Genomic DNA, 15,699 nt, shown 5'->3' with positions numbered 1-15,699 from the left:
TCAGTGCCACCGTGAGGTCTGCGCCACCTGGAGCCCGCCCCCCTGTGCGCATGCGGCAGGATGACCGCGTGACCGACCGTGACCCCGCTGCGATGCGCCAGCACTACCGGGCCGAGGGCCTCGACGAGAGCGACCTGCCCGCACACCCCATGGACCAGTTCACCCACTGGTTCGAACAGGCCGCGCGGGCCGCCGACGACGGCGTGGTCTACGAACCCAACGCGATGGTCGTCTCCACCGCCGACGCCGACGGCCGCCCGAGCTCACGCACGGTCCTGATGAAGCGGTACGACGCCCAGGGCTTCGTCTTCTACACCAACTACGACTCCCGTAAGGCCCGGGACCTCGCCGCGAACCCGCATGTCTCGGTGCTCTTCCCCTGGCACGCCATGGCCCGCCAGGTCATCGTCACCGGCACCGCCCGCCGCACCGGCCGCGACGAGACGACCGCCTACTTCCGCACCCGCCCGCACGGCTCCCAGCTCGGCGCCTGGGCCAGCGCCCAGTCCTCGGTCATCCGGTCGCGCACCGAACTCGAGACCGCCTACGCCGACCTGAGCGCCCGCTACCCCGAGGGCGAACAGGTCCCGGTGCCGCCGCACTGGGGCGGCTTCCGCGTCGAACCCCGCACGATCGAGTTCTGGCAGGGCCGCCACAACCGACTCCACGACCGCCTGCGCTACGTGGCCGCCCCCGACGGCACCTGGCACGTGGAACGCCTCAGCCCCTGACCCCGGGAACGCAGACGACCCGCGAGCTCGGGTCCCTCCGCCTGCAGACGGAGAAGCCGGCCGGACGTACCGGCGAGCTCGCGGGTCGGGTGACTGCGTTGGATTGGCCGGCTGCGTACATCTCGTGCACGCGGGTCCGGCACCGCACTGGTGTGGTGACGGGCGCTAGCCCGCAGCCACCTCCGACGTCCGGTGTGCATACATGCTCCGAACCACCTCCTTTCCTCGGTACCCCACACCTTACGAAGCGGACCGGCGGTGCTCAAGGGATTTTCGGTGGATGCCGTGCCACCGGCCTGGCTAGCGTTTCCGCCCGACCGGACGCCAGGAGAGGCGGGGACGCATGGGTGGGGACCTGAGGGTCGTCGTGGTGGGCGCGGACGACGCGGCGGCGTTGGAGGAGTGGCGGTATGCGCACAACCTCGTCGTGCCGCCGGCCGCGATGTCGGCCGAGGAGGCGCGGGAGCGGCTGGTGCGGGGGTATCGCCTGGAGAACGCGTACCTGGGGGACGTGCTCGTGGGGTGTTCGACCGTGCGGCCGGCGGTCGACGGGGCGGTGACGGTGATCGCGCGGGTGCTGCCGGGGTTTCGTCGGCGGGGGTTCGGCAAGGCGTTGTACGAGCGTGGGCTCGCGCACGCGCGTGGGCAGGGTGCCGAGGCCGTCGAGACGTGTGTGCTCGCGGTCAACGAGGACGGGCTGCGGTTCGCCGGACGACACGGGTTCGTCGAGGTGGAGCGGTATGTGCTCGACGGAGGGGACGATGAGTGGGTGGATCTTCGGCTCGGGTTGTGAGCGCCGGCTCGCAACGATTCCTTCAATCTTGCGGGAACACGGTGTGGGCTGCGTCACGTTCGAGTTGAATGAAGGGCAGCGGGAAACCGGCGCGCCGTGCGTGCGGACGCAGCCTGATGGGGGTCCAGGTGAGTGCTTCTCGGCGTAGTGGGACCACCGACGAGCTGGGGCCCGACGAGCCCGAGCCGGAGCCGGAGCGGGAAGGTCCGGAGGACTCGGGCGGGTCCGATCTGCTCGCCGCGCTCCTCGACGGCATGGACGCGGCCTTGTGCGCGTTCGACGTGGACGGCTTCGTCACGCACTGGAACCGCGAGGCCGAGCGGATCCTCGGGTGGACAGCGGCCGAGGCGGTGGGCCGGCACGGGTTCGCCGGGTGGGCGGTGCGCGAGGCCGACGCCGACGAGGTCGAGGGGCGGCTGCTGTCGGTCATGCACGCCCCGGGGCGCCAGGTGCACGAGTTCGCGCTGCTCACCAAGGACGGCGGGCGGGTGCTGGTGCGGACGCAGTCGGCGGCCGTGCGCGGCCCGGACGGGAAGCCGGCGGGCGTGTACTGCGCGTTCAGCGAGGTGCACACGCAGATCGACCTGGAGCGGTCGATCGCGCTGAGCGAGGCGCTCTTCGAGGACGCGGCCTGGGGCGTCGTGCTCGTGGACGCGGATCTGCGGCCCGCCGTCGTCAACGCGTACGCCGCGCGCGCGCTCGGGACCGGGCGTACGCCGGCACTGGGGCGCCCGCTCGGGGAACTGCTCGCGCAGGGCGTGGAGGACCTGGAGGGTGCGCTCACGCATGTGCTGGCCGAGGGCGCGCCGCCCGCGCCCGCCGAGATGTGGGTGAGTGTCCGGACGGCGGAGGGCGAGCAGCGGCGCTGCTGGCGGTCCGGGTTCCTGCGGCTGGCGTCGCCGCTCGCGGAGGAGCCGGTGCCGCTCGGGGTCGGCTGGCTCTTCCAGGACGTCACGGAGGCCAAGCAGGCCGAGCAGGAGGCGGCCATGCTGCGCTTCCGCGCCAACCAGCTGCATCGTGCGGGCCGCGCGGCCTGTGAGTGCGAGGACCCGGTGGAGGCGGCCGCCCTCCATCTGGACTTCGCGCTGGCCGGGTTCGCCGATCACGCGGTGGTCGACCGCGTGGTGGGCGGCGCCCGGGCGGACGGGGAGATCGGACCGGTACGGCTGGTGCGGATCGCGGCCACACCCTCCGGGGCGCCGGGGCCGAGCCTGCTCACGGGCGCGGCGGGGCTGCCGGTGCGCTACGAGGACGGGCATCCGGCGCTGCAGTGCGTGGCGCGCGCCGGAAGCGTGCGGGCGGACGCCGGGAACGTGCCGGCGGACCGCGCGCGGGAGTGGGCGCTGGAGCGGCAGTGGCCGGGGGACGCGGTGCACGCGTTGTGCGCGGTGCTGCGCAGCCGGGGCCGGACGCTGGGTGTGCTGACCTTCCTGCGCGCGTCGGGGCGCAGCCGCTTCGAGCGCGTGGACGCGACGTACGCCGAGGACGTGGCGGTGCGGATCGCCACGGCGCTGGATCTGGCCCAGCTGGCGAAGGAGCGGTAGCGGCGCCTCAGTGCTGGTAGAAGATCCGGTCGCGGTACTCCTCGAAGACGCGGGCGTTCCACTCGTGGCCCCCGTCGACGTTGCCGGAGCGCAGCAGCGGGGGTTCGATGCCGCGGTCGGCCAGGGTGGCCGCGGTGGTGGCCAGGACCGCCTGGAGCAGGGCGCTGGTGACGACCGTGGAGGCGGGCGCGAAGGGGGCCGGGATGGTGTCGAGGGTGAGCTCGGCGTCCCCGATGGCGATCTTCGAGTCGAGTACGACGTCGCAGTGGTCCTTGAGGTACGTGCCGGAGGAGTGCCGGGAGGCGGTCTGCGTCGCGTACGCCACGGAGGTCACGCCGACGACCTTGGCGCCGCGGGTGCGGGCGCTGACGGCCATCTCGACGGGCAGGGCGTTGCGGCCGGACAGGGAGATGATCACGAGGGCGTCGCCGGCGCGCAGGGGCGAGGTGTCGAGGACGGCGGTGGCGAGTCCGTCGACACGTTCCAGGCGGGAGCCGAGGGTCGCGGGCATCACGTCGACGCCGACCAGGCCGGGGGCGGCCAGCAGGTTCATGAGGGCGAGGCCGCCCGCGCGGTAGACGACGTCCTGGGCGGCGAGCGAGGAGTGCCCGGCACCGAAGGCGAACAGCCGGCCGCCGGCCGCGACGGTGTCGGCGAGCAGGGTGCCGGCGGCGGTGATGGCCTCGGCCTCCTCGTCGCGGACGCGTTGCAGGAGTCCGATCGCGGCGTCGAAGAACAGGTCGGCGGGTGTGCCGTCGCTCATGCGGTGCCCCTTTGCGCGGTCGACGCCATGGTCCGTGTCACGGAAGTCTGTGTCGCGGATCACCCTCCGGTCTGGACCATCTCGGTGTCAATACGGCCGGGGCGGCAGCGGCGGGCCGATATGCCCGGCTCCTGTTTTCCCCGCGTCCCCCGCTTGTCAGTGGGATCCGGCAGAATTGGTGACAGGGCCAGCGCACGCACGCGGCCGGGCTTCCGGCAGAGGTAATCGAGGGGCACGTATGTCCGGACTGATCGACACCACGGAGATGTATCTCCGCACCATCCTCGAGCTCGAAGAGGAAGGCGTGGTCCCCATGCGCGCTCGCATCGCGGAGCGGCTCGACCAGAGCGGGCCGACGGTGAGCCAGACGGTGGCGCGGATGGAGCGGGACGGCCTGGTGTCCGTCGCCAGCGACCGCCATCTGGAGCTGACCGACGAGGGCCGTCGGCTGGCGACGCGCGTGATGCGCAAGCACCGGCTCGCCGAGTGCCTGCTGGTCGACGTGATCGGCCTGGAGTGGGAGCAGGTGCACGCCGAGGCGTGCCGCTGGGAGCACGTGATGAGCGAGGCGGTGGAGCGGCGGGTGCTGGAGCTGCTGCGCCACCCGACCGAGTCGCCGTACGGCAACCCGATCCCGGGCCTGGAGGAGCTGGGCGAGAAGGACGGCGCGGACCCGTTCCTCGACGAGGGCATGGTGTCGCTGGCCGACCTGGACCCGGGTGCGGACGGCAAGACCGTGGTCGTACGCCGGATCGGTGAGCCCATCCAGACCGACGCGCAGTTGATGTACACCCTGCGGCGGGCGGGTGTGCAGCCCGGTTCGGTGGTGAGCGTGACGGAGGCGGCCGGCGGGGTGCTGGTGGGCAGCGGCGGCGAGGCCGCCGAGCTGGAGGCGGACGTCGCCTCCCACGTGTTCGTCGCCAAGCGCTGACCGCGGGCGGACCCGAGGGGTTTTTGAACTCCCGCTGTTCAGACGGGAGTTGACGGCTCCTTCTGGTGGGCCCGCGGGGTCCGTCGAACGTGTCGAATCCAAGATTCAGTGCTCCGAATCGCAGCGCAGAGACGTTTCGCGTGCGAGGCTGTCGCGAGAGGCATATGACCTGAGGGGGGCGGGGAGGATGTGCCGAAGGCGTCGAAGCGGGCCTGGGGGTGGCCCCGGCACCTTTCGGTGCCGGGGCCTGTCCTCCCCAGAGCTGACCCGGAGCCCCGAGCTCCCAGGGTCATCCCCTCGGACCGTCTTCCCCGAGCGGTCCGCCCCCCCGCAGAAGAAATCCCCCTGGTGGCGCCGATCATGCCTGGGGAGGGGTCACTCGAACGAGGGGTGTTGCCCACTGCGGCCCAATTTTCGAATAGGTATTCGATAGTCTGGCGGTACCGAAGCATCACGAAGCGCCGCAAGGCGCTACGAGGCGACAGCAGGCACGCGGAGCTAGGGGGGTGCCAGGCTCATGGCACGACGCATCGACGTGACAGGAGCCGGCGGCGTGCACCTCGCCGCCTGGGAGTTCGCGGACCCGCCCAAGACGGAGGATTCGGCGCGGCCGCACGGTGACCGTTCCGCCCCGGACCGGTCGTTCCCCGGCGTGCTGTTACTGCACGGCCTGATGGGCCGTGCCTCGCACTGGGCCTCCACCGCCCGCTGGCTCTCCGAGCGGCACCGCGCCGTCGCACTCGACCGGCGCGGCCACGGCCAGAGCGACAAGCCCCCGCAGGCGGCGTACACCCGTGAGGCGTACGTCGAGGACGCCGCGGCCGCCATCGAGCAGCTGGACCTCGGCCCGGCCGTGCTCGTCGGCCATGCCATGGGCGCACTGACCGCCTGGCAGCTCGCCGCGAAGCGCCCCGAACTGGTCCGGGGCCTGGTCATCTGCGACATGCGGGCCTCCGCGCTGGGCGCGGCCTCGCAGCGCGAGTGGGCCGACTGGTTCAGGTCCTGGCCCCTCCCCTTCGCCACGCTCGCCGACGTGCGCAAGTGGTTCGGCGAGGACGATCCCTGGGTGGAGCGGCCGAACCCGGCACGCGGGGAGTTCTACGCCGAGGTGATGCACGAGCACACCGACGGCTGGCGGCCCGTGTTCGACCCCGACCAGATGCTGAAGTCCCGGGAGACCTGGGTGTACGACGCCCACTGGGAGGAACTGGCCCAGGTGCCGTGTCCCACGCTGGTCGTGCGCGGGGTGGACGGGGAACTGGGGCGGGCGGAGGCACAGGAGATGGTGCGGGTCCTCTCCAGGGGAGAGTACGCCGAGGTGGCCGAGGCGGGGCATCTGCTGCCGTACGACCGGCCGGAGGCCTGGCGGGCGGCTGTGGAGCCGTTTCTCGACCGGGTGGGGGAGTGAGGGGCGGCCCTAGCCCTTGCTGACAGCGGTCAGGATCTCCGGGAGACTGGCCGCCGTCCGCGGTGCCGCCGCCCGTAGCCCCGCCCAGGTGACCGCCGCCCCGTAGGCCGCTCCCACCGGCAGCAGCACCCAGGTCCACTCCCGGCCCCCCGCGCTCACGTTCAGCGCGATCGTCAGGGCGATCACCGGGGCGCACAGCAGGGCCGCCGAGACCATGCCGCCGAAGATCGCGATCCAGGCCAGGCCGGCCTGCCCCGCGGCGACGTTCTTGTGGCCCTCCTGGGGGATGGAGTAGGGGAAGCGCGCCGAGGTCCAGGCGCCGGTCGCCAGCATCGCACCGAGCAGGGCGAGGGACAGACCGAGCACCTCGGGCAGCCGGGGCCAGTCGCCCAGCATGGCCGTGGTCAGGACGGTCACCAGCGTCGCGTACGGCAGGGTGATCACCAGCAGCGCCAGCGCCCGCCCGCGCAGTTCGGCATAGGCGTCCCGCGGGGACGAGATGGTCAGCGCGACCATCCAGAAGGCGGAGGTGTCCTGTCCGAACTGGTTGTACATCTGGATGCCGAGCATCCCGGCGGCGAAGCACGCGAAGTAGATCGACCCGGTGCCCTGGAGGGCGTTGAAGACGGGCACGATCAGGCCGATGGCCAGCGAGGTCACCCACGCGGCCTTGGTCTTGGGGTCGCGCCAGACGTAGCGCAGGCTGCGCGCCATGACCGTCCCGGTGCGGCCGGCCGGCAGCAGGCGCCCCAGGACCGCGCCGTCGGAGGCACGGGTCCGGCCGGCCGGGTCGGGTGCCTGGAGCGTCGAGCCGTCCGGTGTGGTCATCAGCCGGGTCAGCGTCCGCGCCCAGGCACCGATCAGCAACGCCGACGCGACTGCGGTCAGGCCCAGTTGCGCGGCGGCCGTGCCGTACGACCCCTCGCTCGCCGAGTGCACAGCGCCGATCGCCGCGGCCGGCGGCAGCCAGCGCACCACGTCGGCCACCGGCGCGAGCTCCCCGAGCCCCGCCGAACCGAGGCTGCGGGCGCCGAAGTTGACCAGCTGCGCGCCGATCGCGATGACCAGCCCGCTCAGCACCGCCAGGTCACGGCCCTTGCGGCTGCTGAGCAGGCGTACGTTCGCGGCGGCCACGGCCCGTGCGAGGGCCACGCAGACCAGCAGTGCGAGGGCCACGGCGACGACCGCGACGCCGTAGCCCGCAGGCCCGTACGCCACGGACACCGCGCAGCCCGCCAGGAGCATCAGCGAGAACAGCGGGCCGACGCCGACCAGGGAGGCGGTCAGCAGGGCCCGCACCAGCGGCCCGGGCCGCAGCGGGAGCATCACCAGGCGGGTCGGGTCCAGGGTCTCGTCGCCGCTCGGGAAGAACAGCGGCATCACCGTCCACCCCAGTGCCAGCACGGCCGTCGCCGGCACGGCAACGGCCTCCGCGTGCGGATGGCCGCGCAGCAGGATCAGGCCCATCAGCTGCACCGCCCCGAACAGCAGCGCGAGCACCGCCGACACGACGAACGCGGCCCGCCGGCCGCCGGACTGCCGCAGTCCGTTGCGCAGCAGCGACAGCTTCAGCCGTACGACGGTGGCGGTCACGTCCGTCATCGGACCGCACCGCCGCCCAGCCAGTCCAGGTCCGACCCGGCGTCCCGGCCGCCGGCCCCGACCAGTTCGAGGAAGGCGGCCTGGAGGGTGCCGTGCGCCCCGCGCACGTCCTCCAGAGGGCCCGTCGCGCGGATCCGCCCGGCCGCCATCACCGCCACCCAGTCGCACAGCGACTCGACGAGTTCCATGACGTGGGAGGAGAAGACGACGGTCGCGCCGGAGGCCGTGTAGCGCTCCAGGACGCCCCGGATGGTCTGCGCGGACACCGGGTCGACCCCCTCGAACGGCTCGTCCAGGAAGAGGACCTCGGGGTTGTGGAGGAGAGCCGCCGCGAGCCCGATCTTCTTGCGCATGCCGGTCGAGTAGTCCACGACGAGCTTGTGCTGGGAGCCGGAGAGGTCGAGCACGTCCAGGAGCTGGGTGGCCCGCTTGTCGACCTCGGCGCCGGGCAGCCCGCGCAGCCGGCCGCTGTAGCCGAGCAGTTCACGTCCGGAGAGCCGCTCGAACAGCCGCAGCCCCTCGGGCAGTACGCCGATCCGGGCCTTCACCGCCACCGGGTCCCGCCACACGTCGTGGCCGACCACCTCGACGCTCCCCTGGTCCGGCCGGAGCAGCCCGGTCGCCATGGAGAGGGTGGTGGTCTTCCCGGCCCCGTTGGGCCCGACCAGCCCGACGAACTTCCCGGCGGGCAGCGACAGATCGATCCCGCCGACGGCCACCTGCTGCCCAAACCGCTTCCAGAGCCCACGAACACGAACGGCATCGGTCATGCCAGCACCCTACGGTGCGTGGACGCCCCCTTCAGGGGCGCGGGGAACCGCGCGGCCGGCCACCGCGCACCCGCACCCGCGGCCGCACCGCCTCGACCACGGCACCCCGGCACCTCCGTGGGCGCTACCTGTCCCGCCCGCACGCATAGGCCAGCGCCGAGATCAGCTCCTCCGCGTCCGGCAGCCACCGGTTCGCCGGTGTCGGCCGGCACGCCCACTGCACCGCTCCCCGAGAACCCAGCCGCGTCGGCGGCGCCGGCACGTACGCGCCCTCGCCCAGTGCCGTGAGGTCCAGTGACGCCGGTGCCCAGCCCAGCCTCCGCACCAGGTCGGCCACCTTCACCGCGCCGCCCGGCAGCACGAAGAACTGCATCCGGCCGTCCGGCGTGAGCGTCACCGGACCGAGCGTCAGCTCCATCCGTTCCATCCGGGCCAGCGCGAGGAAACCGGCCGTCTCCGTGACGGACAACGCGTCGAAGGTCCGCCCCGTCGGCAGCAGGATCGACGCGGTCGGCTGCTTCTGCCACATCCGGCGCGCCACCGTCGCGCTGCCGGTCGCGTGCGACGCCCAGTCCGGGCGCGCCGCGTGTGCGCCGGGCACCGCGCACGCGGCCTGCCCGCAGGAACAGCACTGCACCCCCTCGACCGCTTCCAGCCAGGTGCCGGGGAAGACGTCCCAGTGGCGCTCCTCGGCGTAGCGTACGGCGGTCTCCAGCAGCGATTCCCCGCGCTGCTTCGGAATCTGAGCGGCTTCGGTGCCGACGATCGTCTCTTCCACGTTCATCACAACTCCCGCGTCCACCTGGAGTTACGGGCGTAGCGCGCGCGGGGGAGGAGCATCCTTTCCGCAACTGGGGCGCATGGATGCACGTGTGGGGGCGCGCAGGGGGAACCGGGGCGTGAGCGGGTAGTCACATGTGGGGGGTTGGCGGCGGTCCTGTCCGCGATGCCGCTGCTTTTACCCGGCAATCCTCGCATGTCCCGCATTTTCGGTATGTCCGCTGGGCAGTGATCGTCAAGGCCGGATCTTTTCCCTACAGGGAGTTCGCAGGGGGTACGCCATGGCCGCAAGGCCGCTTGTCGCGCGGCAGCCGAACGAACGGTTGCAGGCGCTCATCCAGGAGGCAGGGTGCTCGAACGCCGGGCTGGCCCGCCGGGTCAACATGTGCGGCGCCGAGCACGGTCTCGACCTCCGGTACGACAAGACGTCCGTGGCCCGCTGGCTGCGCGGACAGCAGCCGCGGGGCCGCGCGCCCGCGATCATCGCCGAGGCGCTGGGACGCAAGCTGGGCCGTACGGTCACGATCGACGAGATCGGCATGGCCAACGGCAAGAACCTCGCCTCGGGTGTCGGCCTCCAGTTCTCGCCGACGGTGCCGGGGGCCATCGAGCAGGTCTGCGAGCTGTGGCGCAGTGACGTGGGCCGCCGGGACTTCCTGTCCGGCTCCTCCGTCGCCGCGTCCGCGCTGGTCGAGCCCAGCCGGGACTGGCTGATCTCGGCGCCCGACGCACAGGTGGCGCGGCAGGCCGGGCCACGGGTCGGGCCGTCGGACGTGGCGGCGGTGAAGGCGATGACCCAGGCGCTCACCGACCTGGACCACCAGTTCGGCAGCGGGCACGTGCGCCCGGTCGTCGTGCACTACCTCAACAGCGTGGTCTCCGGGCTGCTCGCCGGGTCCTACCGGGAATCCGTGGGGCGGGAGCTGTTCGCGGCCGTCGCGCGGCTCACCGAGCTCGCCGGATACATGGCCGTCGACACCGGGCAGCCCGGTCTCGCCCAGCGGTACTACATCCAGTCGCTGCGTCTCGCGCAGGCGGCCGGCGACCGCGGCTACGGCGGCTACGTGCTGGCCGCCTCCATGAGCCACCTCGCCGCCCAGCTCGGAAACCCGCGGGAGATCGCCCAGTTGGCGCGAGCGGCGCAGGAGGGGGCGCGTGGACGCGTGACGCCACGCGCGGAGGCCATGTTCTACGCGGCCGAGGCCCGCGGGCACGCGCTGCTGGGTGACGCGCGCTCCGCGCAGCTGGCGTCGGGGCGCGCGATGTCGGCGATGGAGGCGGCCGATCCGTCGTCCGGGGACGACCCGGCGTGGATCGCGCACTTCGACGAGGCCTATCTCGCCGACGAGTTGGCGCACTGCCACCGTGACCTGGGCCAGGCCGAGGCGGCCGCGCGGAGCGCGGAGCAGTCGCTGGCCGGGCACCCGGCGACGCGGGCGCGGCGCCGCGCGATCGGCTATGTGCTCCTCGCCACGGCGCAGGTGCAGCAGCGTGAGATCGAACAGGCCTGTGCCACGGGGCTCAAGGCGGTGGAACTCCTTGAGACGGTCCGTTCCAACCGGGGTGCCGAGTACCTGGAGGACTTCCAGCAGCGCCTGGAGCCGTTCCGGGACGAACCGGTCGTCAGGGAGTTCGGCGCCCGGCTGGATCTGCAGGCAGCCGCATGAATTCATGCTCCGCGGTTGCGTGAACGTGTGGGAAACCACACCTTGCCGTGCGACAGGCGGCATATACAGCGCACCGCGGGGCGGTTTTGTTACTGCTGTCACAGGGAAGGAGGTTGCGCCACCGGGTGCGTGGCACCCGGATCGGGGGACCCGGTAGCGTGAGCCGACGATTCACAAGGTCCCCCATTAGTAGGAGTCCCGGTGACGCAGAGTGGACAGGGCGAGCCCGCGCGCGAAGGCATCGTGCTGCCCTCCGACGGTGGCGAGCCGCTGCTGCCGGGCATGACGGGCGTTCCCGCCCCTCCCGCACAGCCGACCGCGCCCGCCCCGGCCACCGCGCCCACCGAGGGCCAGGCCTGGGGACAGCCGTGGGGGCCCGGCCATCAGCAGGGCGCGCCGCAGCCCGAGCAGAGCTGGCCGCAGGCGGCCGGCCAGGAGTGGACCGCCCAGGAGCCGCCGCCCGAGCTGCCGCCCGCCTGGAACGCGCAGTCGCACGCCGCGCAGGCCCGGGCCGCGCAGTCCCACGCCGGCCAGTACCGGTCGCCCGGCGCCGGCCCGCTGCCCCCGGAGGGGGCGTCCACCCCGTCGTACGGCGGCGGCTACGAGCAGCCGTACGGCTACGGCGGCCAGCCCCAGCAGCCGTACGGCGGCCAGGACCCCTACGGCGCCCAGGGCGCGGCGCTGCCGCCCGCCGTCCCGCACGGCGGCCACGGCGGGTACCCCGGGGCCCTGCCCTCCGCCGACGACGGCGCGACCCAGTACATCCCGCCGGTGCCCGCCGCGCCGGTGGACGAGGGCGCCACGCAGTACATCCCGCCGGTGGCGGCCGCTCCCGAAGGTGCCACCCAGCTGATACCGCCGATAGGTCCGGGCGCCCTGCCGCCCGAGCAGACCGGTTTCGGGGGCGGACAGTCCGCCCCCGGCGCGCACTCCGACGCCGACGCCACGCAGTACATCCCGCCCTACCAGGCCGGCGCCGAGCAGGGCGGGGACCGGCAGCCGCCCGCCGAGTTCGACAATCTCTTCCGCAGCACGCCCGGTGGCGGGCACCAGGCCGCGTCCACGGCCCAGCTGCCGCGCTTCCCGCAGCAGCCGCAGGGTTTCCAGCAGCAGCCGGCGTACACGCCGCCCCCGTCCTCCTACGACCAGGGCCACGACGATGACGGCGGTGGCCGTGGCGGTCGCGGCGGCAGGTCGAAGGTGCCGCTGATCGCGGCTGTCGGGATCGGGATCGCCGTCCTCGGGATCGGGGCCGGTGCCCTGTTCAGCGGAGGCGGCGGGGACTCGGACGACCCCGGCCAGACGGTCGCCGCGTCCGCGCCCGCCACCGGCGGGTCCTCCTCGGCCGCGGCCGACCAGGGGAAGGCGCAGGCCGCCGCCCTGGACAAGCTGCTCGCCGACAGCGGCAGCAGCCGGGCCTCGGTGATCAGTGCCGTGGCCAACGTGAAGCAGTGCAAGAACCTGGACGGCTCCGCCTCCGACCTGCGCAATGCCGCCACGCAGCGGGCCGCGCTGGTCACCCGCCTGTCCAAGCTGTCCGTCGACAAGCTGCCGGACAACGCCGCGCTGACCACGGCCCTCACCAAGGCCTGGCAGGCCTCCGCGAACGCCGACAACCACTACGCGGCCTGGGCCGACCAGGTCAAGGGCAAGCACGGCTGCCACAAGGGCCAGGCCCGCGGCACCGGCCAGACCGCGGCCGGCAACGCGGAGAGCGGTACCGCCAGCTCCCAGAAGGTGAAGGCGGCCGCGCTGTGGAACTCGATCGCGAGCAAGTACGGGCTGACCCAGCGGCAGCCGACCCAGCTGTGAGCGCGGGCCGGCCGTGGGCGGCCGGCCCGGCCGGTCAGGTGAGGTTCGCGCTTTCCAGGATCTTGGTCATGTCCAGCGCGTTCTTGTTCGCCGACCGGAGCAGGCCGGCCTTGACCGTCTGGACGTTCACGTCGGTGTTGACCAGCCGGGAGAAGCCGGCCGAGGCCAGCTTGCCCTGGTAGGGCCAGGACAGCGACGGGGTGAGGCCGCCGGTGGTGACCGTCAGCCCGTCGTTGAGGGTGCGGCGCACACTGTCGGCGCTGACCTCGCCCGCGCCGATCTTCTTCAGGGTCGCCATCAGCACCTGGTAGGCGACCCAGGTCGTCTGCACCCCGGCGTCGGCGGGGTCGATCCGGTTGTCGCCGAAGGCTTCCTTGCTGATGACCTTCTTCATCTGGTTCCAGCGGGCGTCCGAGGCCACCGGGTACCAGCCGGTGATGTACGACCCCTCGTACGGGCCGGAAGCGCCGCCGGTGGAGTTGATCACCGTCTGGTCGACGCTGCCGACCTCGGCGGCCGTCTTCACCTTCGGGTAGTCCTGGCGGGCGCGCTGGAAGTTGTCCATGAAGGTGGCCGTGTGGTCACCGAGCTCAGGCACCACACAGCCCGTCTTCTGCGGGTTCGAGGTGGAGTTCTCCAGGGCCTGCTGCGACTGCTTGTCGTACTCGGTGAGGTCCTCGGCCGCCAGCTGGTCGATCGACTTGGCGTGGCCGCCGGCCTGCAGGCCCGAGTCGAGCAGCTGGGGCAGCTGGTCGCCGGCGATGCTGTCCGGGCGGACCAGGGTGACCGGGCCGCAGGACCCTGCCAGCGCCTCCCCGAGACCGGCCAGCAGGGTGAGCTGACCGCCGTTGACCGGGTACGAGACGGGGCTGGTGAACTCCTCGTTCGACGCCCCGTAGCCGCCTATGTAGGGGATGGCGGCGCCTTCCAGCGCGGCGAAGTAGGAGTCGCCGAACTGGCTGTAGGAGCCGACGACGGCGACGACGTTCTCGTTGACCGCCTTCTGGGCGCAGTTCGCGGCGCCCACGGTGCTGTTGTGGTCGTTGCAGGTCAGCAGCTTGAGTTTGCGGCCGTCGATGCCGCCCTGGGAGTTGACCCAGCGGACGATGGCCGACGCCATGGCGGGCATGCCGGCCTTGTTGGTGGCGCCCGTCTTCTGCGGCGCCCAGGTCATCACCTTGATCTCGTCGTCCCCTGAGCCCGACAGTCCCGGGATGACCCCGCAGCCGGCGGCGAGGGACGCACAGGCGGTCATGGCCACCGCGGACAGCGCGGTCGCTCTGACGCGCCGGTGGGTGGCGGGAAGGACGGTGCTGGATGTGGGACGCCTGCCGGTCATGGACACGCACGATTCCCCCACATCAATAACCCGCGAGTGACCCATGGTCAACCAAAGGTGACGCGCAGGTGAATTACGGGGGCCTGTGACGGGCGTGTGACGAGGAACGTACGATCGACGACCGTGCAAGGTTCGGAGAACTCTTCCCGTCGTGGCCGTCGCTCCTCCACCATGGGCGGCATGCCACTCAATGACATGCCGTGGTGGCGCTGGCGCAGCAATGTGCGCTCCGCGCTGCACATGCTCTCGGACCCGGACTTCCAGCGGAACGTCTGGCTGGCCGGTCAGGACGGGTTCGGTGACGTGACCGACGCCGTCTACCGGCTGGTCGAGGACACCTGGCTGGACAACTGGTCCGCGGAGAAATACGTCGGGACGATATTCCGCGACTCGCAGGAGGCGGCGCTCGTCGACACCGCCGTGCTGCGGGTCCTGCGGATCATGCACCAGGTCGGGCCGGACGCCCCGGTCTCCGCGTACCTCGACCACCAGGCGTGGCCGGACGCCGTCCGGGCGGCCCGGGACGCGCACATGCGGCTGGCGGCGAGCGACGGCGACGACCCGGACATCCCGCCGCGGAGCCTCGAAGTGCTGCGGATCATGACACGGGCGGCGTGAGTCCGCGGAACGGACGCTGACGGCCGGGGACGGCCGGGCATGAGATTCTGTGGTGCATGACAGACCAGCCCACCCGAGCCCAGGCCACCCTGGCCGACCAGTACGTCCTCACCCTCTCCTGCCCGGACAAGCAGGGCATCGTGCACGCCGTGTCGAGCTACCTGTTCATGACCGGCTGCAACATCGAGGACAGCCAGCAGTTCGGGGACCACGACACGGGTCTGTTCTTCATGCGCGTGCACTTCTCGGCCGAGGCGCCGGTGACGGTCGACAAGCTGCGGGCCAGTTTCGCGGCGGTCGGTGACTCCTTCCACATGGACTGGCAGATCAACCGGGCCGACCAGCGGATGCGCGTCGTCCTCATGGTCAGCAAGTTCGGGCACTGCCTGAACGACCTGCTCTTCCGCGCGCGGATCGGCGCGCTGCCCGTGGACATCGCCGCGGTGGTCTCCAACCACACCGAGTTCGCGGAGCTGGTGGAGTCGTATCACATCCCCTTCCGCCACATTCCGGTGACGAAGGAGACGAAGGCCGACGCGGAGGCCCAGCTCCTCGCGCTGGTCCGCGAGGAGAACGTCGAACTGGTGGTCCTGGCCCGGTACATGCAGGTCCTCTCGGACGACCTGTGCAAGCAGCTCAGCGGGCGGATCATCAACATCCACCACTCGTTCCTGCCGAGCTTCAAGGGCGCGAAGCCGTACCACCAGGCGCATGCCCGGGGCGTCAAGCTGATCGGGGCGACGGCGCACTACGTCACGGCGGACCTCGACGAGGGGCCGATCATCGAGCAGGAGGTCGAGCGGGTGGGTCACGGTGTCACCCCGGACCAACTGGTCGCGATCGGACGGGACGTGGAGTGCCAGGCGCTGGCGCGGGCGGTGAAGTGGCACGCGGAGCGCCGCATCCTGCTCAACGGGCGGCGGACGGTCGTCTTCGCCTGA

14 protein-coding genes are annotated in these 15,699 nt (G+C 72.2%); 9 read left to right on the top strand and 5 right to left on the bottom strand.

What is annotated here, in order from left to right; all coding sequences use genetic code 11:
• The first annotated feature begins 50 nt into the window (after positions 1-50).
• From pdxH to ACFXI4_RS01165, 3 genes are all read left to right on the top strand, one after another.
• A complete protein-coding gene (gene pdxH / locus ACFXI4_RS01175; RefSeq protein ID WP_384987055.1) occupies positions 51-731 on the top strand; it encodes a pyridoxamine 5'-phosphate oxidase in 681 nt (226 codons plus the stop codon).
• A gap of 343 nt (positions 732-1,074) precedes the next feature.
• Positions 1,075-1,524 carry a GNAT family N-acetyltransferase gene (locus tag ACFXI4_RS01170; RefSeq protein WP_384987053.1) on the top strand — a complete coding sequence of 150 codons (450 nt, stop codon included), beginning with the start codon at positions 1,075-1,077 and terminating at the stop codon, positions 1,522-1,524.
• A 128-nt stretch (positions 1,525-1,652) separates the two neighbouring features.
• The gene (locus tag ACFXI4_RS01165; RefSeq protein WP_384987051.1) at positions 1,653-3,068 is read left to right on the top strand and encodes a PAS domain S-box protein; all 1,416 of its coding nucleotides are present in this window, start codon (positions 1,653-1,655) and stop codon (positions 3,066-3,068) included.
• A gap of 7 nt (positions 3,069-3,075) precedes the next feature.
• On the opposite strand, the gene ACFXI4_RS01160 is transcribed toward ACFXI4_RS01165, so the two are convergent.
• On the bottom strand, positions 3,076-3,831 hold the full coding sequence (locus tag ACFXI4_RS01160) for an SIS domain-containing protein (RefSeq protein ID WP_384987049.1): 756 nt from the start codon (positions 3,829-3,831) through the stop codon (positions 3,076-3,078).
• 238 nt (positions 3,832-4,069) lie between these two features.
• Here ACFXI4_RS01160 and ACFXI4_RS01155 point away from each other — a divergent pair, with 238 nt between their 5' ends.
• Both ACFXI4_RS01155 and ACFXI4_RS01150 read left to right on the top strand, forming a co-directional pair.
• Positions 4,070-4,762 carry a metal-dependent transcriptional regulator gene (locus tag ACFXI4_RS01155; protein ID WP_351321325.1) on the top strand — a complete coding sequence of 231 codons (693 nt, stop codon included), beginning with the start codon at positions 4,070-4,072 and terminating at the stop codon, positions 4,760-4,762.
• A 517-nt stretch (positions 4,763-5,279) separates the two neighbouring features.
• A complete protein-coding gene (locus ACFXI4_RS01150) occupies positions 5,280-6,170 on the top strand; it encodes an alpha/beta fold hydrolase (RefSeq protein ID WP_384987047.1) in 891 nt (296 codons plus the stop codon).
• A 9-nt stretch (positions 6,171-6,179) separates the two neighbouring features.
• Here the strand turns inward: ACFXI4_RS01150 and ACFXI4_RS01145 are convergent, their stop codons facing one another.
• The 3 genes from ACFXI4_RS01145 to ACFXI4_RS01135 all read right to left on the bottom strand — a co-directional run bounded on the left by ACFXI4_RS01145 (position 6,180) and on the right by ACFXI4_RS01135 (position 9,329).
• Positions 6,180-7,772: a transporter gene (locus tag ACFXI4_RS01145; RefSeq protein WP_384987045.1), complete on the bottom strand. Its 1,593-nt coding sequence runs from the start codon at positions 7,770-7,772 to the stop codon at positions 6,180-6,182.
• Positions 7,769-8,542: an ABC transporter ATP-binding protein gene (locus ACFXI4_RS01140; RefSeq protein WP_384987044.1), complete on the bottom strand. Its 774-nt coding sequence runs from the start codon at positions 8,540-8,542 to the stop codon at positions 7,769-7,771. Before ACFXI4_RS01140 ends, ACFXI4_RS01145 begins: the two co-directional genes overlap by 4 nt.
• A 124-nt stretch (positions 8,543-8,666) precedes the next feature.
• A complete protein-coding gene (locus ACFXI4_RS01135; RefSeq protein WP_384987042.1) occupies positions 8,667-9,329 on the bottom strand; it encodes a bifunctional DNA primase/polymerase in 663 nt (220 codons plus the stop codon).
• Positions 9,330-9,603: 274 nt separating this feature from the next.
• Here ACFXI4_RS01135 and ACFXI4_RS01130 point away from each other — a divergent pair, with 274 nt between their 5' ends.
• Together ACFXI4_RS01130 and ACFXI4_RS01125 are read left to right on the top strand one after the other, a co-directional pair.
• Positions 9,604-10,989, top strand: coding sequence for a transcriptional regulator (locus ACFXI4_RS01130; RefSeq protein WP_384987040.1), 1,386 nt, complete (start codon positions 9,604-9,606; stop codon positions 10,987-10,989).
• 201 nt (positions 10,990-11,190) lie between these two features.
• On the top strand, positions 11,191-12,801 hold the full coding sequence (locus tag ACFXI4_RS01125) for a hypothetical protein (RefSeq protein ID WP_384987038.1): 1,611 nt from the start codon (positions 11,191-11,193) through the stop codon (positions 12,799-12,801).
• A 34-nt stretch (positions 12,802-12,835) separates the two neighbouring features.
• Here the strand turns inward: ACFXI4_RS01125 and ACFXI4_RS01120 are convergent, their stop codons facing one another.
• On the bottom strand, positions 12,836-14,140 hold the full coding sequence (locus ACFXI4_RS01120) for an ABC transporter substrate-binding protein (protein WP_384987036.1): 1,305 nt from the start codon (positions 14,138-14,140) through the stop codon (positions 12,836-12,838).
• A gap of 171 nt (positions 14,141-14,311) precedes the next feature.
• On the opposite strand from ACFXI4_RS01120, the gene ACFXI4_RS01115 reads away from it, so the two are divergent.
• Together ACFXI4_RS01115 and purU are read left to right on the top strand one after the other, a co-directional pair.
• Positions 14,312-14,758 carry a hypothetical protein gene (locus tag ACFXI4_RS01115; protein WP_362726855.1) on the top strand — a complete coding sequence of 149 codons (447 nt, stop codon included), beginning with the start codon at positions 14,312-14,314 and terminating at the stop codon, positions 14,756-14,758.
• A 56-nt stretch (positions 14,759-14,814) separates the two neighbouring features.
• Positions 14,815-15,699: a formyltetrahydrofolate deformylase gene (gene purU / locus ACFXI4_RS01110; RefSeq protein ID WP_362726858.1), complete on the top strand. Its 885-nt coding sequence runs from the start codon at positions 14,815-14,817 to the stop codon at positions 15,697-15,699.

Origin of the sequence: Streptomyces sp. NPDC059224, from assembly GCF_042754285.1 — a bacterium.
Classification (GTDB): domain Bacteria; phylum Actinomycetota; class Actinomycetes; order Streptomycetales; family Streptomycetaceae; genus Streptomyces.
Note: the sequence above shows the minus strand (reverse complement) of the source record. Positions and strands in the feature narration are given on the sequence as shown.